At 34.4% G+C, this 24,798-nt stretch carries 22 protein-coding genes and 1 tRNA gene; 17 read left to right on the top strand and 6 right to left on the bottom strand.

Annotated elements, in window-relative coordinates:
- The first annotated feature begins 200 nt into the window (after positions 1–200).
- The 7 genes from OPR21_RS07195 to OPR21_RS07165 all read left to right on the top strand — a co-directional run bounded on the left by OPR21_RS07195 (position 201) and on the right by OPR21_RS07165 (position 5,063).
- On the top strand, positions 201–350 hold the full coding sequence (locus tag OPR21_RS07195) for a hypothetical protein (RefSeq protein ID WP_265029901.1): 150 nt from the start codon (positions 201–203) through the stop codon (positions 348–350).
- 66 nt (positions 351–416) lie between these two features.
- Positions 417–1,679: a WD1261 family protein gene (locus OPR21_RS07190; protein WP_265029900.1), complete on the top strand. Its 1,263-nt coding sequence runs from the start codon at positions 417–419 to the stop codon at positions 1,677–1,679.
- Between the two features lie 70 nt (positions 1,680–1,749).
- Positions 1,750–2,256, top strand: a complete 507-nt coding sequence (gene ppa, locus OPR21_RS07185; RefSeq protein ID WP_265029899.1) for an inorganic diphosphatase — start codon at positions 1,750–1,752, stop codon at positions 2,254–2,256.
- A gap of 133 nt (positions 2,257–2,389) precedes the next feature.
- Positions 2,390–2,480: transfer RNA gene (locus OPR21_RS07180), tRNA-Ser, on the top strand.
- A 184-nt stretch (positions 2,481–2,664) separates the two neighbouring features.
- On the top strand, positions 2,665–3,810 hold the full coding sequence (locus OPR21_RS07175; RefSeq protein WP_265029898.1) for a SurA N-terminal domain-containing protein: 1,146 nt from the start codon (positions 2,665–2,667) through the stop codon (positions 3,808–3,810).
- Between the two features lie 97 nt (positions 3,811–3,907).
- Positions 3,908–4,528 (top strand): ferredoxin reductase domain-containing protein, encoded by a 621-nt coding sequence (locus tag OPR21_RS07170; RefSeq protein ID WP_006279429.1) that lies wholly within the window; start codon positions 3,908–3,910, stop codon positions 4,526–4,528.
- Entirely contained in the window at positions 4,512–5,063 is a 552-nt protein-coding gene (locus OPR21_RS07165) for a 5-formyltetrahydrofolate cyclo-ligase (RefSeq protein WP_077188443.1), read from the top strand. Before OPR21_RS07170 ends, OPR21_RS07165 begins: the two co-directional genes overlap by 17 nt.
- 32 nt (positions 5,064–5,095) lie before the next feature.
- Here OPR21_RS07165 and OPR21_RS07160 read toward each other — a convergent pair whose 3' ends face one another.
- Positions 5,096–6,133, bottom strand: coding sequence for a hypothetical protein (locus OPR21_RS07160; RefSeq protein ID WP_077188444.1), 1,038 nt, complete (start codon positions 6,131–6,133; stop codon positions 5,096–5,098).
- Positions 6,134–6,269: 136 nt separating this feature from the next.
- Here OPR21_RS07160 and elbB point away from each other — a divergent pair, with 136 nt between their 5' ends.
- Positions 6,270–6,977, top strand: coding sequence for an isoprenoid biosynthesis glyoxalase ElbB (gene elbB, locus OPR21_RS07155; RefSeq protein WP_022626165.1), 708 nt, complete (start codon positions 6,270–6,272; stop codon positions 6,975–6,977).
- A gap of 175 nt (positions 6,978–7,152) precedes the next feature.
- Complete coding sequence (locus OPR21_RS07150) at positions 7,153–7,461, top strand: hypothetical protein (RefSeq protein ID WP_039963709.1); 309 nt, start codon at positions 7,153–7,155, stop codon at positions 7,459–7,461.
- A gap of 2 nt (positions 7,462–7,463) precedes the next feature.
- On the opposite strand, the gene OPR21_RS07145 is transcribed toward OPR21_RS07150, so the two are convergent.
- Positions 7,464–9,308 carry a peptidoglycan D,D-transpeptidase FtsI family protein gene (locus tag OPR21_RS07145; protein ID WP_077188445.1) on the bottom strand — a complete coding sequence of 615 codons (1,845 nt, stop codon included), beginning with the start codon at positions 9,306–9,308 and terminating at the stop codon, positions 7,464–7,466.
- A 20-nt stretch (positions 9,309–9,328) separates the two neighbouring features.
- On the opposite strand from OPR21_RS07145, the gene ispH reads away from it, so the two are divergent.
- The 5 genes from ispH to hemA all read left to right on the top strand — a co-directional run bounded on the left by ispH (position 9,329) and on the right by hemA (position 18,161).
- Positions 9,329–10,258 (top strand): 4-hydroxy-3-methylbut-2-enyl diphosphate reductase, encoded by a 930-nt coding sequence (gene ispH / locus OPR21_RS07140; protein ID WP_264329845.1) that lies wholly within the window; start codon positions 9,329–9,331, stop codon positions 10,256–10,258.
- A gap of 639 nt (positions 10,259–10,897) precedes the next feature.
- Positions 10,898–11,152 carry a hypothetical protein gene (locus tag OPR21_RS08695; protein WP_218914978.1) on the top strand — a complete coding sequence of 85 codons (255 nt, stop codon included), beginning with the start codon at positions 10,898–10,900 and terminating at the stop codon, positions 11,150–11,152.
- A 608-nt stretch (positions 11,153–11,760) separates the two neighbouring features.
- The gene (gene htpG / locus OPR21_RS07130; protein WP_265030315.1) at positions 11,761–13,665 is read left to right on the top strand and encodes a molecular chaperone HtpG; all 1,905 of its coding nucleotides are present in this window, start codon (positions 11,761–11,763) and stop codon (positions 13,663–13,665) included.
- A 37-nt stretch (positions 13,666–13,702) separates the two neighbouring features.
- On the top strand, positions 13,703–16,888 hold the full coding sequence (locus OPR21_RS07125) for a host RNA manipulator TomO (protein WP_265029896.1): 3,186 nt from the start codon (positions 13,703–13,705) through the stop codon (positions 16,886–16,888).
- A gap of 64 nt (positions 16,889–16,952) precedes the next feature.
- Complete coding sequence (gene hemA, locus OPR21_RS07120) at positions 16,953–18,161, top strand: 5-aminolevulinate synthase (protein WP_265030314.1); 1,209 nt, start codon at positions 16,953–16,955, stop codon at positions 18,159–18,161.
- A gap of 118 nt (positions 18,162–18,279) precedes the next feature.
- Here the strand turns inward: hemA and OPR21_RS07115 are convergent, their stop codons facing one another.
- From OPR21_RS07115 to OPR21_RS07100, 4 genes are all read right to left on the bottom strand, one after another.
- Positions 18,280–18,975: an inositol monophosphatase family protein gene (locus tag OPR21_RS07115; protein WP_265029895.1), complete on the bottom strand. Its 696-nt coding sequence runs from the start codon at positions 18,973–18,975 to the stop codon at positions 18,280–18,282.
- Positions 18,976–19,542, bottom strand: a complete 567-nt coding sequence (gene efp, locus OPR21_RS07110; RefSeq protein WP_265029894.1) for an elongation factor P — start codon at positions 19,540–19,542, stop codon at positions 18,976–18,978. It lies immediately after the preceding gene.
- Positions 19,543–19,604: 62 nt separating this feature from the next.
- The gene (rimM, locus tag OPR21_RS07105; RefSeq protein WP_006279718.1) at positions 19,605–20,111 is read right to left on the bottom strand and encodes a ribosome maturation factor RimM; all 507 of its coding nucleotides are present in this window, start codon (positions 20,109–20,111) and stop codon (positions 19,605–19,607) included.
- A gap of 14 nt (positions 20,112–20,125) precedes the next feature.
- The gene (locus OPR21_RS07100) at positions 20,126–21,301 is read right to left on the bottom strand and encodes an aspartate aminotransferase family protein (protein WP_065094478.1); all 1,176 of its coding nucleotides are present in this window, start codon (positions 21,299–21,301) and stop codon (positions 20,126–20,128) included.
- Positions 21,302–21,367: 66 nt separating this feature from the next.
- Here OPR21_RS07100 and OPR21_RS07095 point away from each other — a divergent pair, with 66 nt between their 5' ends.
- From OPR21_RS07095 to recF, 3 genes are all read left to right on the top strand, one after another.
- Positions 21,368–22,786 carry a sensor histidine kinase gene (locus tag OPR21_RS07095; RefSeq protein ID WP_236514312.1) on the top strand — a complete coding sequence of 473 codons (1,419 nt, stop codon included), beginning with the start codon at positions 21,368–21,370 and terminating at the stop codon, positions 22,784–22,786.
- Positions 22,787–22,975: 189 nt separating this feature from the next.
- The gene (gene bcp, locus OPR21_RS07090; protein ID WP_006279715.1) at positions 22,976–23,443 is read left to right on the top strand and encodes a thioredoxin-dependent thiol peroxidase; all 468 of its coding nucleotides are present in this window, start codon (positions 22,976–22,978) and stop codon (positions 23,441–23,443) included.
- Between the two features lie 16 nt (positions 23,444–23,459).
- Positions 23,460–24,557, top strand: a complete 1,098-nt coding sequence (gene recF / locus OPR21_RS07085) for a DNA replication/repair protein RecF (RefSeq protein WP_077188449.1) — start codon at positions 23,460–23,462, stop codon at positions 24,555–24,557.
- Positions 24,558–24,798: the final 241 nt, after the last annotated feature.

The following is a 24,798-nucleotide window of genomic DNA, read 5'->3' as shown; positions in this document are numbered from 1 at the left end:
TAAAGCATTGAAATTCTTGAATTTTAGCCGGATTAGTGAGTGGTAGTGAAATTTCTTTTACTCAAATTTAGGTATTCACTGACCGTTCTTGTTATAAATACCAGAATAATAAGCTACTGATATTCTCCACCTTTTTTATCTTTAATCCATCATAGCTAGCGATGCAACAAAGCCCACTGGAATCCAGCTTTTGATCGAAAATGTTATATAGTGCACAAGCAAACTTTCCTGGATCCCAGTGTCTGGGCACTGGGATGACAAGAAGAGGGCACTGCCGTCATAAAGGAACCAGTGTCAGCTACTTGGGTGATACCTTTTTCTACTTAGTTTGGGTTATGCAAGAAGTCTAATAAAATTTATTGCTATTTTGCCATGTATCCCTTATACTATAAAGTAGAACATTATAGGTTTCAGCAATGATAAAAGAAATTGAAGAACTAATAAAAGAAAAACTAATAAAAATTGTTGGTAAGGGTAATTTATTAGAGACTTTGTTTATTTTTTTAGGTGGCTTTCAACATGCTGACTTAGATCGTAGTATGGACCGCAGAAATCATTTTGGTTTGTCTGCATTCATTAAAAAAGAGAGGGAGCCATTAGATGAATATTTTAACTTAAAGTTTAGTCTACAAGGGCTGTTTTTAATTTATGCTCAAGCTTATAAGATACTTAGTGAAAATAATGAACTAAGTACTGAGGATGTTATTAATCGAATATATAAAGTTGTTGAAGAGTCTGGACTAAATCAAGATATAAATGAAGTAGTAGATGGAAGTAAATTAGATTTACTTAACATCTTAGCAAATCCAAAGGGAGAACCAATATTTAAAACAGAAGAAGATTTTGAAAATAAAGTACTCATTGGTCTTAGAAAGTTACTAAGTGAAGGAAATACATTAAACAAATATGACAGAGAATTTGCATTAAATAAGTGCATAACTGACTTCTATTATTCTATTCATCAAGACATAAAAGTAGACAGGGGTGTAGTATTGTTATTTTCTATATTTGGCAACTACCATAAACTTTCTGAATATCACAAAGAGTCTATAAAAAAGGAAAGTTTATCAATAATAGATAACGTGGTCGTTTCCACATATATAATGAATTTAACTAGATTACTGCAAAGTATTAATTTGAAAGATCAAGATAGAGCCACTAAATATACGCTGGATTGTGAAAAGATAGGTAGTCTAAACAGAACATTCAATATATCGGCGTCTGCAGGTTATAATAATCAAGGTTTTTTATGCCTGAAAAGAGCTGGACCAACTTTGAAACATCTGTTAAAGGAGCAAAATAGCAATAAATTTGAAGAGAGGATAAAAAACAACACACATTATTCAGCACCGCAAGAAGAGAATGAAGGCAGGCCAAATTTCATTGTCAGCAAGGAAAAAGAAAAAGACCATAAAAACACAGTCTGTAAACTTATTTTAGGTATGTTTGTATTATCTGTTGGGTTATATGTTGCTGATTATTTCTTTATGGAGCAAAAATTGTTCAACTCAATAAAAAATGTTTTGCCACAAGACAACCTTACTAACCTGATAGTTGGTGCGGTGCTTACTATTGTAATAGTATATGCTTTATTTCAATTATCACAGGAACCACCACTTTCAACAGTCAATAAGATGACGAATGAAAATTTAGGACCGCTCCATGCAAAACAAGCTTAGAACTACATAAATGTAGCAACTTAAAAGTACATATTGTATAATGTTTATTCTTAAGTTAAGAAGGTAATTTATGGATTTAAGTAAAATAACAGCGGTACCAAATGCGGTGAATGTGGTAATTGAAATAAGTGCAAATGCTGAGCCTGTAAAGTATGAATTTAATAAAGAGCTTGGGTTGTTACAAGTTGACAGATTTTTGTCTACCTCAATGACTTATCCTTGCAATTATGGATTTATACCAAATACCTGCACAGGTGATGGTGACCCTGTGGATGTTTTGGTGCTAACTCAATTTTCCTTAGCATCTAGTGTTTTAATATCGGTGCGTCCAATAGGTGCATTACTCACTAAAGATGAAAAAGGAGAAGATGAGAAAATATTAGCTGTGCCTGTTTCCAGTGTTGATAGCTATTATGACAATATAAAGGACTATTCTGATTTATCTAAAAGCCTACTAGATAAAATTGCTCATTTCTTTTCTCATTATAAAGATCTAGAAAAGGGAAAAACGGTAACAATTGGAGAATGGGTTGGTATAGAAGAAACAAAGAAAATCATTGAAAAAAGCAGAAATTAGTTTGCATTGATTTAGCCTGGAATTACAGTTATTCGGAAAAATGTTGTTATTTTTAATGGGTAAATATTGCAATTAAAAGCATTAGACAGGCGGTGGAGGTCTTGGTATTATATAATCTTTAGGTTCTAAATTTGGAAGGGTGGCCGAGCGGCTGAAGGCGGCGGTTTGCTAAACCGTTATACGACCCAAAAGTCGTATCGAGGGTTCGAATCCCTCTCCTTCCGTATACTGTTTTTAGCACGGTTTAAATTCGCTATATTAGCATGTTTTTAGCCTATTTACCAGCGTACCTGATTTTGTTGCAATGGTTTTTATTTCCATTGTCACTGAGATCACTATTAAAAAGTTGGCTAGCATTGACTCAGTATTTATTATAGAATTGGTTATTAACTAAACAACTTTACTTGTATGTATAAAATACTAATTTTACTGTTGATAGTGTTGCCACTTAGGTTGCTTGCAACCGAGATTGAAATTGTTGCAGATGTAAATGGTGAACCAATTTCAAATTTAGATATCGAAAAACGCATCAACTTTATAAATTCATTGTTTGGCACTCAAAGTGTTAATCAAAAAGAAGCAAAGCCTCAAGTGCTTAGGGAGCTAATAGACGAAATTATCATTATCAATGAAGCACAGAGGCTAAATATAAAATTGAGCAACGAGGAGTTAGATAATGCTATTATGTTATTTTTAACCCAAAGTTTTAAACTTAAGGCTAATGAAGTTGATCAATACATAGAGAAGCATAATATAGATCTTGGTATTTTAAGAAAACAAATAAAATGTCAGTTACTGTGGAGCAAAATTATTGAAGTAAGAATTGTGCCATTTATTAATATAAGCGATAAAGAAGTAGATGATGTAAAAAGGCAAACAGAAAAGCCGGATTATCTTATCACGTTCCAAGAGTTTATAATTCCTGATCAAAAAGACAAGGACGTTTATGGTATAGCTGAAGATTTAGTAAAAAAATTACGCAACAGTAATAACCCAGAATCTCTAATAAAGATGCGTAAAGCAACAGTTAATTTAAGTCAGTTGAAAGGCAAACTCAAGAGCGTTTTAGAAGGATTAGAAATCAATGATATAGCAGGTCCATTCAGTTTCAGTGAAGGTTACTCTATTATAAAAGTCATAGATAAGGTACAACTTAATCATGCACTGCTGGAAAGCACTTTAAAATTAAAACAGATTGTGGTTGAAGGTTCAGAAAGTTTATTGGATAATTTCAAGGAGCAAAAAGTTAATTGTTTAAATTTTGATAAATTGGCAGATAATTTTAAGCTGCCAAATGCAAAGGAATTTGAAATAAAAATGCGAGATTTAAATCCTGATTTACAGATTTTATTTAGTAAAACAAGTGTGAATGAAATAGTAGAATTGAGAGAAAATGGCACTGCAAAGTTGATGATGTTGTGTGATATCAAGAGTAATGTAGCGGGTATAGAAGCAATCAAACAGAAAATGTACCAACAAAAGATTATGATACAAAGCAACTTGTTATTAGATGATATGCGTAAAAATGCAGCTATCAGTTATCGGTATAGTTGAAGTCAGAGAGTGTCCTTGTCTTTGTGTATAGAACTATATAAATTACTTTGTTCTATAAAATTTCAAAAAATTTGAACAAATGCAGTTAAAATAGCACATGAAGAATATAATGCTAATTGGTGGTGGAGTTGGAAATGCAGTGTTATTTTCGATAGGGAAGGCATGTCTTGAAAATAATAACAAGGTTTTGTACTTTGCTGGCTATAAGAAGTTAAGTGATGTATTTAAACGAGCACTGATAGAGCGTGCATCAAATGCAGTAGTTTGGGCATGTGAAGAAGGATTGATAGAAACAAGCAGAGATCAAGATAAATCCTTTCATGGTAATATAGTTGATGCAATAGTCTCTTATCAACAAGGAAGATTAGGTATTAATTTGAACGTTATAGATAAAATTATCACTATTGGTTCTGACAAAATGATGAAAGCTGTGAATGAAGCTAGAAAAACAATTTTAAAGCCATATCTGAAATCAGGCCACATAGCGATATCATCAGTTAATTCTCCTATGCAGTGTATGATGAAAGAAATCTGCGCTCAGTGTGTGCAGCAACATATAAATGCGAAAACAGGAGAAAGGAGTTTTGTTTATAGTTGCAGTAATCAAGACCAGGATATGGGGTGTGTTGACTTTGACTTTTTAAGTGAGCGCTTGAAGCAAAATAGTTTACAAGAAAAACTTACTGCAAAATGGATAGATCATGTTCAAAGATATTAAACAGCACAAAAAGGAAATAAGAGAGCAATATAGAGCTATAAGAAAAGATATTGATGAAAGTTATTCCAGTTATGCGGCAAATTCCCTTATTAATCTCTTTAATCAGAACTTAAGCTACGTTAAAGGCAAAACAATAGCAGCTTACATTCCAATGGATGAGGAAATAGATGTTGTGCCTTTGATGCATAGTTTACTCGATTTAGATTATAAAGTAGCAATTCCTAATAAAAATAAGTTACTAAAATTTGAGGAATGGAACGAAACAAATGAAGATGTAATTCCCGACACAATCATTACTCCTGTTATTGCTTTTGATGATCATTTTAATAGATTAGGTTTTGGCGGTGGTTGGTATGATACAATGATAGAAAAACTGCGGCCACTTGGAAAAATATTTATAGGTGTAGCCTATGAGAAACAATATTGTAAAGATTTACCTGTAGAAAAACATGATCAAAAATTGGATATTATAATCACTGAGATGTGTGTTAGATGTGGAAGTGGATTGCTCAAGAAAGTGGATAGAAAGGAGTAGATCCCTATCTTTCCCATTCCCTCCCCAAGCCATCAGAGGGTTTTATTTTCTTCTTCACTCACTCGTTCAGTACTTGAATCACCTAATTGAGAATCTGGCTCCATTTCCTGAGCTTTCTCATTAACTTTTTGTTCTACATCTTCTATTTTACCGTTACCAATAGCCATAATTGCAGGTTGAAATTTATTTATAAGATCATTAAGTGCTTTCATATCTGCTACATGAGTACTGAGGCCCTTTTCCAGAAGTCTGCTCATATCATCTTCTGAAAAATTTTGAATGGTTCCATTCTTTACTAACTCTTGTATAGCAGATCGCTGCCTTTCATTTTGAAGCATTTCTAATATTTTTTTCCCATCATCAAAACCTTTTTTAGCGTCAACGCCTTCGTTATCTTTAAGACTAATGTTTGCAATAGTTTCAAGCACGTTTGTTCTTAATCTACTAAAGTTATTCTCTCTGTCTTGAATCGTAGGTAATTTATCTATTAAATCCTTATATGAACTTTTTACTGCTTTTCCTGTTTCAATCGCACCTTCTTTTATTTTTTCCCCTGCCTTTCCTATACCTATTCCTACATAACGTGCTCCAATAGCTACAAGCGCTATTAATGTAGCAAGCACAATAAGCGGAGAAAATGCTGCTCCTAATACCATTCCAGCAGAAGCTATTCCTATTTTTTCATTTGCAGATGCTGATTTAAAATAATTGACTAGATTGTCCAGCGGACCTTTATTATTATTTATAACATTACTTATTGCTTGCTGATTAACAGATTTTAACGCCTCTTCTATTATTTTTGAGTCAACGTTTTCAGAAGTTAACCCTTTAAGTGCTTCTTCAATGAGTTTTATAAATAATTCTTTATTTACTTCCTTTTGCAAGCCTTGGTCATTAATCGCTAAACCTAAATCTTTGAGGTTCATCCCTTTAACTTGTTCTGATAGGGTTGTAAATAACTCTTTTTTCCCCTCTTGTGAGGATTGTGCAATACTTTCTATTATATCTGAAATAGCTTTTCTTAGTTCTGGATAGTCAGTGTCAAAAAACATACTATTGCTAGATTCCATATTCAGCTTCGTTGATTATAAATATGCCTAATTATACATACTAATCATTAATTATATTATAATTGATATAACATACCCCTTTCCAAATATAGAATTTGTATTAAAATATCTAGATTATATGAAATCAAGGTACTTTATGGGTGAAAAAAAATTAAAAGCTGCTGTGGTCTTATCAGGGTGTGGTCACCTTGACGGTGCAGAGGTAAGAGAAGCGGTTTTAAGTTTGCTTGTGCTTGATCAGCAGGAAGTGGATGTTAAATGCTTTGCACCTGATATCAATATCACACAAGTTATGAATCATAGAACAAAAGAGGCAACAAAAGAAAAAAGGAATGTACTTGTGGAAGCAGCAAGAATCGCAAGAGGCGAAATATATGACTTAAAAGAAGCCAAAGCTGAAAATTTTGACATGCTAGTTGTACCTGGTGGATACGGGGTTGCGAAAAATTTATCTGACTTAGCTGAAAGTAAAGACATGGTGACAGTAATGCCTGAATTTGAAAGATTAGTTTCAGAATTTTTTGTTACAAAAAAGCCAATAGGAGCGATATGCATATCTCCAGCCATCATTGTTTCAATTTTAAGTAGCAAGATAGGTAAAGAAGAAAGTAAGGTTAAGGTAACTATAGGAGATGACAGAGAACAGTTGATAGAAAGGCTTGGCGGCGAGCACATAAAATGCGATACAGAGTTATCAATAGAAGACGAAGAACATAATGTATTTTCCTGTTCTGCTTATATGCGTAGCGACGAAAGTACATACTCTGTATATCAAGGGATAAAGCATATGATTGACAGCATGGTAAAAAAGATTAACAAAAAAACTAAACAGCCATTCCTATAAGGTGTACTAAATAAGACTTCTCTATTAATCACACAATTAACTGTTGAATTTTACATTTCTAGCTGTATTATGGCTACGTAGCTAAAGTAACTTAGGTTTATCGACGCTTTACTACTTGTTAGCGGTGTGGTGTAGTGGCCATATATGTTTAGTTCTTTTTTTTAAGGTATTTTGTATGTCAGATCTTTTCTATATTGAAACTACGTGTTGTGTGGACGGTCAGTGTGATGTCTATACAGGGGAAGTGAGTTTTAATGATGTCATGTTAGGCAAGTTCAGTCTAAATTCGTGCAGCGGGAAAGAAGCTATGATAAATCTAGACATTATTACATTCGATATTAATATCGCTATTGATGGTCAAAATGGAAAGACAATAAAAAAAGACCTTAAAGGTCTTGAATTTGTAACTAAAGATGATGGTTCTTGGTATATTAATAAGGATTTTGGTAATGATAAATTTGAAATTATAGTAAAGCAATCATAATTTTACATCTCAGGTGTAACATTTAGTATAGGTGCTACTCTATTTATAATGTTTCTTACTATAGGCGCAGCAATTACTCCCCCGGTATGGTGCATCCCTTGAGGCTCATCAATAGCAATTAGCACTATGTACCTTGGGTCAAGCATAGTTAGCACTCCTATAAATGATGCTATGTTTGCATCTTTGCTATATTTACCATCTACAACTTTTTCCGCCGATCCAGTTTTTCCTCCTATTGAATATGCCTTTATTTTTGCTTTTCTGCCAGTGCCATCTGTTACTGCTGCACGTAATAATTTTCTCATTTCCCTGGAAGTTCTTCTTGAGATAATTTGCTCTCCTATACTTCTTTTATTCAACATCAAGGTTGCGTTATGAAATATCCCATTGTTGATTAATGCTGCTGCAGTTTGTGCAAGATGTATAGGAGTTACAGCTATGCCATAACCATAAGATGCTGTTATTAAAGTGTTTTCACTCCATTTATCCGGGATTATCGGTGTGGATTTTTCTGGTATTTCTATTTTCAAAGGAGAAAATAGCTTCATAGCTTTAAAGTATTCTACCTGTTTTTCAATACCTAGTTTGACTGCAATTTTTGCTGCACCAATGTTGGATGATTTTACAAATATATCTTGCACAGTAATTTTTGGAATTTTAGATTTATGAAAATCCTGAATTTTATACTTTCCAATGGTGATTGGTGTTGATACGTCATATAAATCGCTAGTTTTTGTAGCGTTCGCATCAAGCGCTGCGGCTATTGTAAAGTATTTTAATACCGACCCCATCTCATATACCCCAAGACTGGCGCGATTAAACTTTTGTACGTCTTCTGCCTTATTCTGTAAGTTGGGATTAAAATCAGGTAGGCTGACCATCGAGATGACTTCACTATTTCTCACATTTAAAACAATTCCTACTCCGCCAAGTGCCTGATATCTGCTTACAGCTTTAGTTAGCTCTTCATGCACTATGCTTTGCACTCGTGTATCTAAGGATAGTTGAACATATTGATCAGCAGAGCGTGACCATCCCTGTCGGATGACAGAAGATTGTGCAGAAGCTTGGTCTGGTGTCATTCCAGTGCACTGACACTGGAATCCAGTTTTATGCGCAATTTCATCACAAACATTGTTTTTGACATATGTTTCTGGAATCCGTTGTTCATCACGTAATTTGTCAGTATTTTTATATCTGGATCCCAGTGTCACGCACTGGGATGACACCATCTGTTGTGTGGGGAATTGTTGTGCAGGAATTGCTTTCAAGTTGCAACATTCATACAACTGTATATCAGGTACTTGGATAACAGAATGTTGTTTGTTTTTACTTATATATGCCTCAACTCCTGCAATACCGTTGCCATCTATGTCAGTATAACCAAGCACGTGTGAAAATAAATTACTGTGAGGATATATACGCTTTATGTCGTCATAAAAATTTACTCCTGGTACACCAGCGTTTTTGATCGCTAGTAATTCTTTTGGAGTCAAGTGCCGCTTTATCCAAGCAAATTTCTTTTCTGAAGTAAGTACTCTATATAAGTTCTTGTATTCGAGGTCATGCAAAGTAGAACACAGTTGTGCTGCTATACTTTCCGGATTCTTTACTTTGGTTGCATCTATATATAGTGATGTTGTGGGCACATTTGTTGCTATTACCACTCCATTTCTATCTAAAATATCAGGTTGTTTATGTACTATATTATCTTTTCTAAAATTTTCTGAAGTAGTAAGTTGATCAAATGTTAAAGAGAATATGCGAAAAATAATTATTATATAAAATATAAATAATGGTACTATAAAACACAGTGAGCGGAGCTTATTTTTAAGTAATGCTTGCATATTTACTTGATTTGACAAAAATGGAAATCATCTTAGCTGAACCACGAGGTTTTTGTGCCGGGGTAAAAAGAGCTGTGGACATATTAGCTATTACTTTAGAAAAATACAAAAACGAGCGCCAAGTTTATGTGCTACACGAAATTGTTCACAATAAATATATAGTAGAGGACTTTAAGAAACAAGGAGTGGTTTTTGTAAGCAGTATCGAGGAAATTGAAGATAATGAAGGAATACTGATCTTCAGCGCGCACGGAGTATCAAAAAATATAGAAGATGAGGCAAAAAGAAAGGGTATTCAAGTGATTGATGCAACATGTCCTTTAGTCAACAAAGTGCATAAAGAAGCAAAAAGGTATGAAAACAGTGGTAAAGAATTAATTCTCATTGGGCATGAAAACCATCCAGAAGTTAAGGGAATTAGGGGAAGAGTAAACAATCCTATCACTTTAGTGCAAACTTTGCAGGATGTATATGATTTAAAGGTTAAAGATCCAGATAATTTGTCTTATGTTACACAAACTACGTTAAGCATCGACGATACCCGTGACATTATTGCTGCCTTGAAATTAAGGTTTCCAGGCATAACAGGTCCAGATTTAAAGGACATATGCTATGCAACGCAAAACAGACAAAATGCTGTTAAAAAGCTAGCTGAAATTGTAGACATGGTATTAGTTGTAGGAAGTAAAAATAGCTCAAATTCAAACCGCTTATTAGATCTGTGCACTGCTAGAGGAAAAAGAGCCTACTTGATTGATAATTACAGATGTGTAAATAAAAGCTGGTTCCAGGGCGTAGAAAAGATAGGAATCACTGCAGGTGCTTCCGCTCCTGACATATTGGTTGATGAATTAATGGACTACCTAAAAGTAAACCTGAGTGTAAAAATTTCAGTTATGCCAGGTGGTATTATTGAAAATGTTCAGTTTAAAATACCGAATCTGGTTTAAAACACAACTTATCTACTAAACTTCTCTTGAAATCACACAAACCAGCATCTATAGCTAAGACGTCATACCGCGATTCATTAGACTTCTTGCATAACCATATAACAAACTTTTATTGGGAATAGAAACGAAAAAACTTACTTGACACCCTTCGCCAGCGCCCTTATCATGATAGTGAAGCTATTGTATTTGCTTTCGCCAATCTGCAGATTAAAAGGTAAGGATTACTTAATGTATCGGCGTCTTATGTTCAATTTTTTGCAGTATATAGATACTGTATGTCTTTACAAAACTTCATCTACATCTAGATTTTTATCTAAATAAGCTGAACGCGCTTATAAAGCGTTACAAGACATCAAAAAATGCCAATACTCGACAGAGATAGTAAAAGACTAGCTAACTCGGGGATTCTTTGTCTTTTTTTCTGCTTAGTAAATTTCTTAAACATTTGCAGCGTAAGTTAGTTGCAATTAAAAGCAGCTGAATTTCGCTTGTCAAGCGTTTAAAACATAAAAAACGCCAATATTTTAAAGCGGATAATAACCCCAGGGCTTCTTTTGCCTTTTTTTTCGTTTGGTAAATTTCTTAAATATTTACGGCTAATATGAAGCTAAGTACGAACTTTGTTAAACACAACAAATGGTGTCATTCCAGTCTGGAATCCAGGAAAAAGAATGGTGTCATCCCAGTGCCCAAACACTGGGATCCAGTTTTCTTTACAAATTCACCAAAAGTGTTTCATTCTATAACATAAAACCCATACTCACCAAATCCAATGCATTACTTGCAATTAAGTTTCCTGGATCCCAGTGTCTGGGCACTGGGATAACAAAGGAGGACGTTATTCCAGTGCCAAGCACTGACCATTTCTGGTCTCTTAAATTGCAACTAATCTAAGTATTAAAAAATTTACCAAGCGAAAAAAAAGGCAAAAAAAGCCCGATGGTTGGCTAGTTACTTACATTATACTTTCAAGTATGGCGTTTTTTTATTCTAAACGCTTAATAACCGTGACTCAGCCGCTTTTAAGCCGCAACTAATCTAAATTATAAACGTTAAGAAATTTACTAAACAGAAAAAAAGGCAAAGAAACCCTAGGGTAGCTAATTATTCACTATCCATTTTTTAAGTTGGCGTTTTTTGATGTTTTAAATAGCGTATTTCAGCTTGTGTAGCTAGAAATTTGATAAAGACATGAGGTGCACATAGTGCAAAAAATTAAGCATGATTTACGCCAAATACATTAAGTTTTTTTGTCATTAATCCACTGCAGAGATTGCGAAGATAAATAAATAGCTTCAGTTTCATGATAAGGGGGCTGGCGAAGGGTGTCAAGGAAGTTTTTCGTTTCATCCAATGCGCTGCCAAAAGTTTGTTATGCAAGAGATCCCATAAATTGGGTGTCATAATAACTACACCCACATTAATTTTGGTGTACGTGACCTTGAAAGATCGTGATTCAATACTTAAATTATTAGGGTAGTAGGCAAATAATGGAGCTCAAAATGCATAATGTACAAGAAACTGAAAATTTAAAATTTGACGCTGAGGTAGGGAAAGTACTGAATATAGTGATTCATTCACTTTACACCAATAAAGACATTTTTCTGCGTGAATTAATATCAAATGCATCAGATGCATGTGATAAGTTGCGCTATGAATCTCAACTAAACCCTAATTTGCTAGATTTGAGTGACGAATTAAAAATCACTATCAGCTCCAATAAAGATAAGAACGAGCTATATATCACTGATAATGGCATTGGAATGAATAGACAGGATTTAATAGACAATCTTGGTACAATTGCAAGCTCTGGTACGCAAAAGTTCTTGGATGCGATTAAGAATAGCAAGGATTCAAGCCAAACTGTGGAGCTGATTGGGAAGTTTGGTGTTGGTTTTTACTCAAGCTTTATGGTTGCATCAGAAGTAATAGTAGAATCGAGAAAAGCTGGAGAAGAGGAGTCTTGGGTCTGGAAATCCAAGGGAGATGGAGAATATTCAATAAGTAAATCAGATAATCAAGTCCCTCGCGGAACCAAAATTACGCTCATTATGCATCCTGAAGAGAGTGAGTTTTTAGATAAATTTCGTGTTGAAAACATTGTCACTACTTACTCTGATCATATAAATTTTCCTGTTGAATTCATAGATGAAGAAGGAAAAAGTGAAAAGTTAAACAGTAAGGCTGCAATTTGGACTAAGCCAAAAAATGACGTTACTCAAGAGGAGCACAACGATTTTTTTCGCAGTGTTGCTCACGTTGGCGGGGAGCCCTGGATGATATTGCATAATAAAAATGAAGGTGCAATAGAATATACAAATTTGCTTTATGTTCCTTCTATAAAACCTTTTGATTTATTCCATCCAGATAGACGTTGCTCTGTGAAGTTATATGTAAATAAAGTATTTATCACTGAAGATAACGTACAGATTATACCACAATACTTGCGTTTTCTGAAAGGCGTGGTTGATTCACCGGACTTGCCTCTTAATATCAGCAGAGAAACGCTGCAGAATAATCGTGTTGTTGAGCAGATCAGAAAATCTCTCACTAAGCGTGTGATATCAGAGCTCGGTAAAAAAGCAAAAGAGAATTTAGAGGAATATACAAAATTCTGGACCAATTTTGGTGCAGTTTTAAAGGAAGGTCTTTGTGAAGCTATGCCAACTGATGAGAGAGAAGCACTACTCTCAATTTGCAGATTTCATAGTACTGGTGATGAGAAATTAGTCAGCATTGATGACTATATAAGCAGAATGAAGCCTGAGCAGGAACATATCTATTATCTCACCGGAAATAGCCTCGATTCAGTGAAAAACAGTCCGCAACTTGAGGGATTCGTCAGTAAAGGACTAGAAGTGCTCCTATTTGTTGATCCAGTTGATGATTTCTGGACCAGTGTAATTCATGAATATAAAGATCAAAAATTCAAGTCTGTGACTCGCGCTGATGTTGATCTGGAAAAATTCTCTTCAGAAGAAGATAAAAAAGATGAAGAAAATAAGCAAGATGAAGAAAAGACTGAAGAAAATACGGACTCTATACTGCAATATTTCACCAAGGTTCTTGGCAATTCAGTGAAAAGCGTAAAAATTTCCAAAAAGCTAACCGGTAGTCCCGTATGCCTGGCGGTTGACGAAGGTGCTATGGATCTTCGCATGGAGCGTTTTTTGCGTGAACAGAAGCAGCTAAATTACCGCACACCAAAGGTGCTTGAAATCAATACTAGGCATCCCATAATAAGAAGCATAATGGAATCCCACGCTGAAAATGGTGAAAGCCCAACACTCGAGGATATGATCCACCTATTGTTCTACCAAGCTTGTATTGTAGAAGGCGAAGAGATGGATGATGCAAGTCTGTTTGCTAAGAGACTGAATAATTTGCTTGGCAAGATTTCTGTTTAATGCTATACTTAGTTTAGTTATTAATTAGGGGTAAAACATGTTTGGTCCAGGTTTTAGAGACTTTGTATCACAGGATACAACTTCACATGGCCAATCAAATCCTGAAAGATTAATCAAAAGTTGGCATGGTTTTGAAAAACCAGATTCTGAAGATTCAGGTATTGAAGAAGAGTTTGAAGTTTTAGATAGCGAAAGTCAAGAGATACCAGCTACTCCATGTAGCACACCCCCTGAAGATCTAAGTTTAGAGAATGCAATACTTGCAAACTTTCCTGATGGTTGTGATAGGTCGTTTACTGTAGAGTTAAAAGATGAAGATTCATATGGTATCATTCCTAAAAACTTAACTTTTGCTGAGATTATAAATATCTTAAATCAAGCTATACAAGAAGATAATTGTGAAGAATTAGACAAGGTTGTACAAAATATTGAAGATTATGAAGGCAGGTCTATTACGCTGGATAATGAAAATCTCAAAGATTTCTGTTCAAATCAACTTAATTTGGAGTTACAAAACGGAAGCAACCATCAACATATATATTCAAATGTACTATCACAATATAAATTTGATCAAGAGGGTTTCAAGTATGATTATTCAGTAAAAGAATTGGTACTATTGGCAATTGCAGCTAATGACAAGCTAGTAGAGCAATATCAGGATTTTCTTTTTGCTGAAGAAAACTTAAGTCTTTTACCTCTCCTTGTTGGTAATCAAAAATATATTGAAGCTTTTATAGAAAAATTCCATGGTAACGATGGAGTTTACGGAAGATTAAAAGGTCAAGCTATACAACTTGTCGAACCTAATAAGATTGACTTCTTCTCAGCTACAGCATTAAGAAAAGAGCAAGAATTATTAAATGCAGTTTTTGTCGAATACGTTTTAAGAGATTTTGGACAGGTGTTAAAAACAAGTAAACCTGATCCTTTGTATGGTGTGCTTGAAACAGCGTCTCTGATCAAAAATGAAGAATTCATCACGATAGTGCTGGATGCATTTGAAAGATATATTAATGAGCCAACTAAAAAAGCCTCAACAGAAGAGTTATTAAAAAAGAGTTTTGTTACTTTATTAGAAACTGCGATAAGCCAGGAACACACATCTGTCATTGAATACCTGTGCAAACGATACACTAATAGTGCAGATCATGCCATTTACGATGTATATGAACAAGCATTTGCGGATGATAAAGTTATTACAATACTAGGGCAACAAATCCTGAAAAACATAGGAGCTCGTGGCAGAAAAGAAATTTATGATTTAATTCTGAAAACTGCATTGGATGCTGGTAATATTGCATTTATCGAGCACTTGTGTGAAAAATGTGCTAAATGCAGCAATGATGTTATCGGCTATCTCAATCAAAAATTTAAAAATAACGAATTTGATAACATACACGAATCAATCCTCATTGCATTGTCTAATGTTGAATACACAAACACAGACGTTATAGTCGAGGTGCTTTTTTACACTAAAGAAATCCATCAAAACGTATCACATAATGAGCAAGTGATTAGGCCGGTCATACAGAATATACTGAAAAATGCAACACACTACTCAATAGGCCAAGAAGATTACTCCTTAGTCAAGGAAGTATGTTACTTATACACAGAAGAGGGTGCAATTAACGTAATTTTTCAAGAGGAGTGTAAGATTTTTAAATCTAGCATAGAAAAGCGCATAGAAGATCTGGAAAAGGAAAACAAATTATTGCAATCTGAAGCTTTACGTGAATATAACAGCCGTCTTCCAGGTATTGTAAATGGATTAGTTCAGACTGCTTGCATAGTGTATGATGAATACACTAAAGATCCAAAAGACAATAAACGTCAAAAGAATATTGATCTAATATTCAGTTTAATGCAAATTAGAAATATTCTGCAATTTTCTATTGATGTGCAAAAATATTCCTGTCATGAACGTCAAGATTTGTGGGATGAAATGTGCCAAACTCCTGGAACTTTTATAATACGAAAAAGAAGTAATAACGTTGCAGATGAATTAGAAATTCCAGTTATAACAAGTGACATTCTATCAGAAAATCCAGGACTTGAAAGTGCTGGCAGTAAGCAGACAGAAAAAAATATTGTGGACAGAGGAAAAAATATTATGAACAGAGAACTATATGTTGGTAAAAATGATGGCTCGAAGGTAATCACTGAAGTTGATAGTAGTAAGAGGAAACAAGCTCCTGTCCAACCTGCTGGATATGTAGAACAAGCGGGTGGTCTAGGTTCTTCGAATGATGATAATCCTTTAGATAATGGCACAAATGGTGAGAAGAATTCTACGTTTAAAACTGATGAACAAGATACAAAACCAGCACCAATACTAGAACCAGTGCCTTCAGTAGCTAACGAAAATTCTGGACAAGTGAATAATGTTCAAAGTAATGGTAGACAGTCTGATAATCAAAACAATAAAGATATACAAGATGTTAGCGCTACTATAAGTGATCAGGTAACTCCTGTGAGTAGTGATACTGAAAACAATAAAGTGGAAAAAAGTGGTGTGAGTTTACAAAGCAGCGGCTATGTGGACAATAGCACAGTATTATCCTTTGTGGATAGAGAGCATGTTATGCATGTTGATGCGCAGGTTTCAAGGGATGTGAGTTGTCTGGTTGAAACTATTAGTGAAGATACTGATGAAGTTGCAAGTAATCAAAATGGTGTACTTTTGCTGGAAGCTCAACCTATGGTACAGAGTTATGATTCAAGTGAAAAAGGTAATACTAATTTGCAAAGTGCAGGTGATAGTAGTGTAGGTGTAGTGTCAAAGAATGGTAGTGATCAACTACCTGCCGATAATCTAGAGCAGAATAGCAAAGGGGTGGATGATAGTAGTGTATCTGTGCAGTCTATAGGTATGGTGATAAGTCAATCTAATAGTGCTTCCACTATAACTCTGGATGATCACAAGCCTCTCATGAAAGATATAGAAAATGATAATGATCCAAGTGAAGAAGATAATGATTCTCCACAGAATATCAAAAAAAGCACATTGTCTACTATAGTTGTTTCAACACTAGTCGTGGCTGCAGTAGCTTCGATAGCTATCTCTGTTTACTTAGAAATGTTAGCAGTGGGGATAGCAGTTGGAGCTTGTTGTCTGGTTGCTGCTGCAGTTATATACTGCTGTACACCTAAAAGCCAAGTTGAAAACAACAAGGTTGACAAACCTTTCAACACGAAGGAAGCATCTACTACCGTATCTGTATAATAAATATTGTAGTTTACCATTTAATAATTTGTTATAATTGTATTAATTATTAGTGAATAAAAACTTGGTAAACTACGAAGAAATATTCTTGAATAAAATAAAAGATATAAAAGATGAGGGGCGCTACCGTGAATTTACGCACTTTGCGTCATTACCAGGTAGGCTTCCCCACATTATGGACTATGAAAGAAATAGGGAAGTAATAGTCTGGTGCAGTAATAACTATTTGGGAATGTCACAAAATGAGAGTGTAATTGCCGCTATCCAAAATTCATCTGTTGGCGCTGGAGGAACAAGAAATATATCTGGTACAACAAAAGAGGTTGTCGAACTTGAAAAATCCTTAGCTTGTTTGCATAAAAAAGAGGCTGCTTTAACTTTTGCTTGTGGCTACCTTGCTAACCAGACAACACTTAGCACTTTATCGTCTGTTATTCCTGGCGTAGTAATTTTTTCAGATGAGAAGAACCATTCTTCGATGATAGAAGGCATAAAATCAGGAAAAAGGCCAAAACATATATTTAAACACAATAATGTTAATCATCTAGAGCAGTTACTCAAGTCTATAGACAAAAAGACACCAAAAATAATAGCGCTTGAATCCGTATATTCAATGGATGGCGATATAGCGCCGCTTGAAGCGATATGTGATCTTGCAGATCAACATAATGCAATTACCTATTTGGATGAGGTGCACGCAGTTGGCATGTATGGTTCACATGGTGGCGGAATTGCAGAAAGAGAAGGTCTGATGGATAGAATAACCGTTATTCAAGGTACACTATCAAAGGCTTTTGGAGTGATGGGTGGGTATATAGCGTCTTCAAAGAGCTTGGTAGATGTAATAAGAAGTTCCGCTCCAGGATTTATTTTTACCACTGCTATGTCGCCTGTTTTAGCAGCGGCAGCAAAGGCAAGCGTTGAGCACCTAAAATCGAGCAACATTGAAAGGGAAAAGCAAAAGCAAGTCGTTGAAAAAGTAAAAAACTCACTGAGAAATGCAGGAATTAACTTCATTCCAACAGAAACTCATATAATTCCAATAATAATTGGCAACTCAGAGTTATCCAAAAAAGCATCAAAATTATTATTTGATGAGTATGGAATATATGTTCAACATATAAATTACCCGACAGTTCCAAGAGGAACTGAGCGTTTCCGTATTACCCCTACACCTTATCATACCGATGAAATGATAGAGCATTTAACAGAATCTCTTGTAAAAGTTTTCGAAAAGTTGTCTATCTCTGTAGCCTGTTTATGCTATAGCTAGTACAGCCCTACGTCATACCGCGATTTATTCGCGGTATCTCAGCATGGATTCCGCTAACAAGTAGCGGAATGACGAGTTTTACGCTTATCAAATTGTAGGTAAACATAAATTACTTTAGCTATAGTTTTATATCTCCAGCAATGATTAGCCCGTTGTCTTCCGTTAGCCTTCCACCGCTTTCTTGCAGAAAAAGTCTACCGAGCAAGGCTTTATATTTGTTAACTCCAGAGTAAACTGTTCCTCTGTGCCTTCCTGCTGCAAGGTATGCAAAGCCTAAAATTGTTGAACCTATGGAGCGTACATTACTATTACCAGGCAGCAATTTATTTAATAAATTACCACTTACATCTATTAGACCCCCTTCACGGCTTTTCACTCGCATTTTTATATGACGAGATCTAAAATCCTCAAGAAAAGCACCTTTCTTTTCTTCTGCCCAAAAAGTTTCTCTAAGAGCCGGAGCATCAATTACAGCCGCCACAACTTTATTTTTATGAATGAGACAGACTGATACTGCAAAATAAACCATACAACTGGAAAAGTTCTCCCTGCCCTCTATAGGCATAATAAACCAGGTATAAGTGTCATCTTTTACTTCTTGATCAGTATCATCTTCGGAAATAAACCCATAGTCTCGTTTGTAGTCGTGCAAGCAATCGTATATGGTTTGCTTGGATTTTGAATAAGTTTTATTGATAAAGTCCGCTGACTTAACACTGGAGATTTGCAATTCATTAAAATCGCGCATAAGCTGCTTGGAAGCACTGCGTACAGAATCAAGCATCACATTGATTCGTGGTGAGGAAATGGACATTTACTCTTTTACTCTTTCGTAATAGCTGTCATCAGTAGTGTGTACTATAATTTTATCCTCTTCTTTTATAAACTGAGGCACGTTAACACGCATTCCGTTTTCTAAAATTGCAGGCTTATAAGAAGCAGTAGCAGTTTGTCCTTTAATAACAGACTCTGTTTCTTTCACAGCAAGTGTAACATAATCAGGCACATGCGCAGAAATTATTTTGTCTTGATAAGCTACAACTTTAATTTTCATGTTATCCTGTAAATAAATTTTTTTTTCTCCCAATAAGTCCAAATTTATAGTGATTTGCTCGTAATTACTTGGATGCATAAGATTTACAATGTTTCCTTCAGTGAAAAGGTAAACATATTCCTCTTCATCTAAAATTGCCCTTCTGATTGTTGCATCAGAACGAAATCTTTCATAGTGTTTTGCTCCGGTCTTGATATTTTTCATTTCAGCTTGTATGTATGCACCACCTTTACCAGGTTGAGTATGCATAATACCTACAACCAAAAATAATCCGCCGTTATGTTCCAACACCTGACCTGGTCTAATATCGTTAGCTCTTTCTGCCATAATTACATTTTCAGTTTGATCTTACAATTATAAATAGCTTTATATAAATATCAAAGTCTTTATTAGTCAATAAATTCTGGTATATTTAATACTATATACCTCCCCTTTATATTTATATGTGGAAATATCTCTTTAGTGAAAGACAGCATAATACGTTTTTTTGTGCTGATAACTAAAATTTCTAATATATCCCCTGAGCCGAAATTATACACAGATTTTACATAGCCATATAATTCATTACTTTTCAGCCTTACTTCCATATCTACAAGGTCACTTTGGTAAAATTCATCCTCATCATTTAGCTCTGGTAACTTGCTTCTTTCTATATATAGCTTCTTATTCCTTAAAAGCTCTGCTTCATTACGGGAATTTACTCCGCTTATTGTAGCTATTACTAAATTATCACCTATGACGGATACTGAGTCTATTTTATAATTCTCATCACCACTTATTAGCTTACCATATAAGGAGATATTTTCAGGCTTTTCAGTAAAGGTTTTTACTTTAACAGCTCCTTTAATTCCGTGAGGAGAGGTAATAATTCCTAAGCATACCAGATTGTCGTTCATATTAATGCAAGTATCTAATCAGAAGATTTCTCAGATAAATATTGAGTCAAAATCTCGATGCCTTCATCAATCTCTTTTTCAGTGATAATGAGTGGAGGTAAAATTCTCACAACGTTATCTGATGTTACCCCAACAGTAAGCAAGCCGCGATGACTTAACTCTTCTGCAAACTTTTGATTGTCTGCTTTCACTTTTATTCCAAGCATTAACCCTTTCCCTCTTACTTCCTCTATTATTGGAAATTTACTTGCTAAGTCTTCTAGTTTATTTTTTAAGTATTTACCTCTAATTTCAACATTTTTCAAAAAGCCGGGGCTGAGCAATTCTTCGAGCACAGCATTACCTACTGAGGTTGCAAGCGGATTGCCACCAAAAGTGGAACCGTGCATACCAACTGCCATATATTTAGCAGCCTTTTCAGTTGCAAGACAAGCCCCCAGCGGAAACCCCCCGCCTATTCCCTTTGCAAGAGCACATATATCAGGTTCCACTCCTATATGTTCGTATGCGAATAATTTTCCTGTCCTACCAGCACCGCATTGTACGCAATCAAAAAATAACAATATGTCATTTTCATCACACAGCCTTCTTAGTTCTTTCATAAAGACTTCATTCATTACTTTGATACCACCTTGCCCTTGTATTGGTTCTATTAATATAACGCCTATACCACTTGAAATTGCTTTCTTTACGCTCTCAATATTGGGCTCGATGTTATCACACCAATCAATGTAGGGATTTAGTAATTCAGAAAATTTCTGTTTATCGTTTGTAGCACAAGTTAAAAAGGTTCTTCCATGAAATGCACCATGAAATGTTAAAATTCTGTGACGATTTTTATTGCCTTTTCCATTTTGATAGATCCTAGCAATCTTAAGTCCACATTCTACTGCCTCTGATCCAGAATTTGAGAAAAATACAGTGTCAGCGAAACTATTGTTTATTAATTTTTCTGCAAAATTATTGGCAGCAGGTATATTATAGGTATTTGATATATGCCATAATTTTTCTCCTTGCAATTTAAGAGCACTAATTAATCGCGAATTAGTGTGACCTAAGCTACTAACGGCTATTCCGGAGTGAAAATCTACGTAGCGCTCACCATCAACATCATATAGGTAGATACCTTTGCCATGAGAAAAATTTATATTAACAGGAGAATAAACTGGCAAAATAGGAGAAATTGTCATAAAATATTATATGCTAAATTTTATTATTAATAACATAAAAGCCGTTGTTTCGCAATGAGTAAGGATATGTATAAGATAGGTAAATTAATGTTTTCTGCACTGGGGAAAAACAAATACACAAAAGTTATCGCATTATTCTCATCAATTTTTATGATTTTATTCAGTGTGATATATTGTAATTATTTACTAAGGAGTAATTTCCTTTCTTCTTACCGTGATTCAAGTGTAAACTTAAAAAGCGTACTGGAAAATGGCATAATAAAAAAATACCATTATTTACTAATAGAAAAGCATCACATTAAATACAAAAATTTTGACTACATAAACCAACTAGTAAAACTACGTGCTGAATTATTACAATCAGTGAGCAAAGTAAAGGATTTCAGCTTAATACTGTATGATCAAAACGGCAGAATAATATTCAGTAATTTTAACACTCAAGATTATGATTATGAACAGTTACTTACAAACGATGAAATTGATAAACTATTAAGTAACCAAGAAATATTTTATACTACAGGAAATACATTAACTTCTATTTTCCCTATATTCCATGAAAATAGCGCTAAACCGTCGTTTTTTTTGAAGATTCTTCGAAGCTACAATAATTCTTATGTTATAGCATATGGCCTATTTTTAGGCTTATTATTAATAATTTTAATATTAATAATGTTCTATTTGCACTTTTCTAATACCAAAATGCTGGCCAAGCAACATAAAACTAACATTGAATTACAGCAGATAAAAGAGGCATTAGAGCAAGAAAATGCAAACAAGCTAAAGTTTTTTGCAAGCGTTACACATGAGTTACGCACACCTCTTAATGCTATTATTGGATTTGCAGAGTTGATCAAAAATGAAACTTTAGGTTCAATGGATAACTCTCAATACAAGGAGTATGCAGACGATATATATAATGCAGGGACGCATTTACTTGCTTTAATTAACGATGTGCTCGATTTTTCTAAAGCTGAATCAAGTAGTTTAACAGTAGAAAAAGTGAAGTTTAACCTGAACAAAATAATGGATTCATGCATAAATATGCTATTACCTAAATTAAGAGAAACTGAGATTAATTTAAAAAAAGAGATACCTAATAAGCAATTATTAGTTATTGCAGATCCTAAGAGAATGAAACAAGTTATAATAAATTTATTATCAAACTCAATCAAATTTACCCCAAAGGGTGGTTTAATAAGAATGGTGGTAAAAGAAAATATAGAAAAAAACTTATTAACTATTGAGTTTCATGACAATGGAATAGGGATAATGCAGCAGGACATATATAAAGTTATGTCTGTTTTTGGCCAAGCAGATTCGGGGTATAGAAACGAAGGTACGGGCATCGGATTGCCGCTAAGCAAGAAATTAGTAGAGTTAATGGGTGGAACTTTTGACATTAAAAGTGAAGCAAAACTTGGTACTACGATAACATTGAACTTCTTTTATGAAGAACAAACATGTGAAGATTCGATTGATTTTTAATAGGATCTATTTGATATGGCCTTACATCAGACGAAAACCACACTTTATCAAAAGCGGCAAGCCGAGAAGGTAGGCAGAAATTCATCAATAAGCCCCCATCAAGAATCTTATCTGTTAGCTATATATAAAATTTGATACTCTGACTACAATATACTACTATAGATAGAAGTGTTATTAATGGAGCAAGGTATGGAATTAGCAGTAGGAAATAATGCACCCGATTTTAGCTTACCAACAGATTCTGGTGAAAATTTATCACTGAGTGAATTTTTTGATAAAAAAAATGTAGTTCTTTATTTTTATCCTAAAGACGATACTCCGGGTTGTACAATGGAGGCAAAAGGCTTTAGAGATAAAATAGATGATTTTTCTTTCCTTGACACAGTGATAATTGGTGTATCAAAAGATAGTGTTAGATGTCACACTAACTTCAAAGCAAAATATTCTCTGCCGTTTTCTTTAGTTTCTGATGAGAATGCTGAAATGTTGGGAAAATATGGTGTTTGGGTAGAGAAAAGTATGTTTGGCAAAAAGTATATGGGAATAGAACGCACTACTTTTTTAATAGATAAAAAAGGTAAAATAGTGAAGATCTGGAAAAATGTAAAAGTTAGTGGACATGTTGATGAGGTTCTGGAAGAAGTAAAGAGAATATAAACTAAAGAATAGGTTAATGGCTACCCATTGCTACATAAAAAAGCTGAAATTACATAATTTTCGTAGCCACTCAAACTTTGAACTGGATTCAGATGATAGCTCAGTTGTAATAACTGGCAAAAACGGTATTGGTAAAACTAATATACTTGAAGCAATCTCGTTGCTTGCTAAAAGCAATGGAATGAAAAAAGCAAAAGCCAGTGAGATACAAAATAGATTCAGTAATGAAGATTGGATAGTGCACTATGATTTTTTTAATGGAATGGATTTTAATTCAATTGGTATCGCAAAGAGTTTTGATAAGAAACTAATACAAATTGATGGAAAAACGCAATCGAGTTATTCATCTTTGTATAAGATATCCAATGTAATATGGCTGATTCCACAAATGGACTATGTTCTTCTTAATTCTCCAAGTGACAGATTAAAATTTTTAGACCGTATAGTCTCACTGTTTGAGGAAAATTACACTTGCTGCTACATGAAATATAGAAAAGCTAAGCATGAGCGAAGTAAACTATTGAGGGAGAACATTTTGAACAAAAACTGGCTCTCTAGTCTTGAAAACATAATGGCCGTTAATGCAGTTAGTATTTTACGTATGCGATCGTCTGTTTTAAAGACACTACAAGACACAATTGATAACCATTCCAGTGAGCTTTTTCCGAAGGCAAGTTTGAAATTCAGCAGCCAGCTAACTTTGAACGATACTGCAGAATATTTTCAGAATCGTCTAAAGGAAAACAGAGAAAAAGACTCATTGACTGGTAGAGTAACCTTTGGTGTGCATAACGATAATTTTCGGGTTTTTTGTCAAAAAAGAAACGTACCAATAAATCTGTGCTCCACTGGAGAACAAAAGTTATTACTGCTTTCTATTATTTTATCCAGTGTAAAAGCAAGGTGTATTCATTACAATAAGGCACCACTTCTTCTACTTGATGATATAATGTCTCATCTGGATAAACATTACAGAAAGGCGTTAATGGAGGAAGTGTTAAGTATTCAATGTCAAACTTGGATAACTGATGTAAATCAAGATAATTTCAATAGCTATCTTTATTCTTTCAAGTTTTTTGAATTATCAAATGAATTAAATGCAAAACCTACTTGACAAACTCCGCCAGCCCTCTTATCATGAAACTGAAGCTATTTATTTATCTTCGCAATCTGTGCAGGTTAATGACAAAAAACTTAGGGTATTTGGCGTCTCATGTTTAATTTTTCGCACTACGTGCATCGCATGTCTTTAAAAATTTTTAGGTTTTTACCTATATAAGCCGAAACGCGCTTACAAAGCGTTTAAGACAGCAAAAAACGTCAAATTGACAAGGGAGAATTTGAATGCTAGCTAC

This window comes from Wolbachia endosymbiont (group A) of Philonthus cognatus, assembly GCF_947251755.1.
GTDB lineage: Bacteria > Pseudomonadota > Alphaproteobacteria > Rickettsiales > Anaplasmataceae > Wolbachia > Wolbachia pipientis.
The sequence above is the reverse complement of the archived record's forward strand: the minus strand, read 5'-3'. Positions and strand labels throughout refer to the sequence as shown.

Excerpts from the sequence above, each read along its gene's own strand:
- OPR21_RS07195 (WP_265029901.1), top strand. The coding sequence starts at position 201 with ATGTTATATAGTGCACAAGCAAACTTTCCTGGATCCCAGTGTCTGGGC.
- OPR21_RS07190 (WP_265029900.1), top strand. The coding sequence starts at position 417 with ATGATAAAAGAAATTGAAGAACTAATAAAAGAAAAACTAATAAAAATT.
- ppa (WP_265029899.1), top strand. The coding sequence starts at position 1,750 with ATGGATTTAAGTAAAATAACAGCGGTACCAAATGCGGTGAATGTGGTA.
- OPR21_RS07175 (WP_265029898.1), top strand. The coding sequence starts at position 2,665 with ATGTATAAAATACTAATTTTACTGTTGATAGTGTTGCCACTTAGGTTG.
- OPR21_RS07170 (WP_006279429.1), top strand. The coding sequence starts at position 3,908 with ATGAAGAATATAATGCTAATTGGTGGTGGAGTTGGAAATGCAGTGTTA.
- OPR21_RS07165 (WP_077188443.1), top strand. The coding sequence starts at position 4,512 with ATGTTCAAAGATATTAAACAGCACAAAAAGGAAATAAGAGAGCAATAT.
- OPR21_RS07160 (WP_077188444.1), bottom strand. The coding sequence starts at position 6,133 with ATGGAATCTAGCAATAGTATGTTTTTTGACACTGACTATCCAGAACTA.
- elbB (WP_022626165.1), top strand. The coding sequence starts at position 6,270 with ATGGGTGAAAAAAAATTAAAAGCTGCTGTGGTCTTATCAGGGTGTGGT.
- OPR21_RS07150 (WP_039963709.1), top strand. The coding sequence starts at position 7,153 with ATGTCAGATCTTTTCTATATTGAAACTACGTGTTGTGTGGACGGTCAG.
- OPR21_RS07145 (WP_077188445.1), bottom strand. The coding sequence starts at position 9,308 with ATGCAAGCATTACTTAAAAATAAGCTCCGCTCACTGTGTTTTATAGTA.
- ispH (WP_264329845.1), top strand. The coding sequence starts at position 9,329 with ATGGAAATCATCTTAGCTGAACCACGAGGTTTTTGTGCCGGGGTAAAA.
- htpG (WP_265030315.1), top strand. The coding sequence starts at position 11,761 with ATGCATAATGTACAAGAAACTGAAAATTTAAAATTTGACGCTGAGGTA.
- OPR21_RS07125 (WP_265029896.1), top strand. The coding sequence starts at position 13,703 with ATGTTTGGTCCAGGTTTTAGAGACTTTGTATCACAGGATACAACTTCA.
- OPR21_RS07115 (WP_265029895.1), bottom strand. The coding sequence starts at position 18,975 with ATGTCCATTTCCTCACCACGAATCAATGTGATGCTTGATTCTGTACGC.
- efp (WP_265029894.1), bottom strand. The coding sequence starts at position 19,542 with ATGGCAGAAAGAGCTAACGATATTAGACCAGGTCAGGTGTTGGAACAT.
- rimM (WP_006279718.1), bottom strand. The coding sequence starts at position 20,111 with ATGAACGACAATCTGGTATGCTTAGGAATTATTACCTCTCCTCACGGA.
- OPR21_RS07100 (WP_065094478.1), bottom strand. The coding sequence starts at position 21,301 with ATGACAATTTCTCCTATTTTGCCAGTTTATTCTCCTGTTAATATAAAT.
- OPR21_RS07095 (WP_236514312.1), top strand. The coding sequence starts at position 21,368 with ATGTATAAGATAGGTAAATTAATGTTTTCTGCACTGGGGAAAAACAAA.
- bcp (WP_006279715.1), top strand. The coding sequence starts at position 22,976 with ATGGAATTAGCAGTAGGAAATAATGCACCCGATTTTAGCTTACCAACA.
- recF (WP_077188449.1), top strand. The coding sequence starts at position 23,460 with ATGGCTACCCATTGCTACATAAAAAAGCTGAAATTACATAATTTTCGT.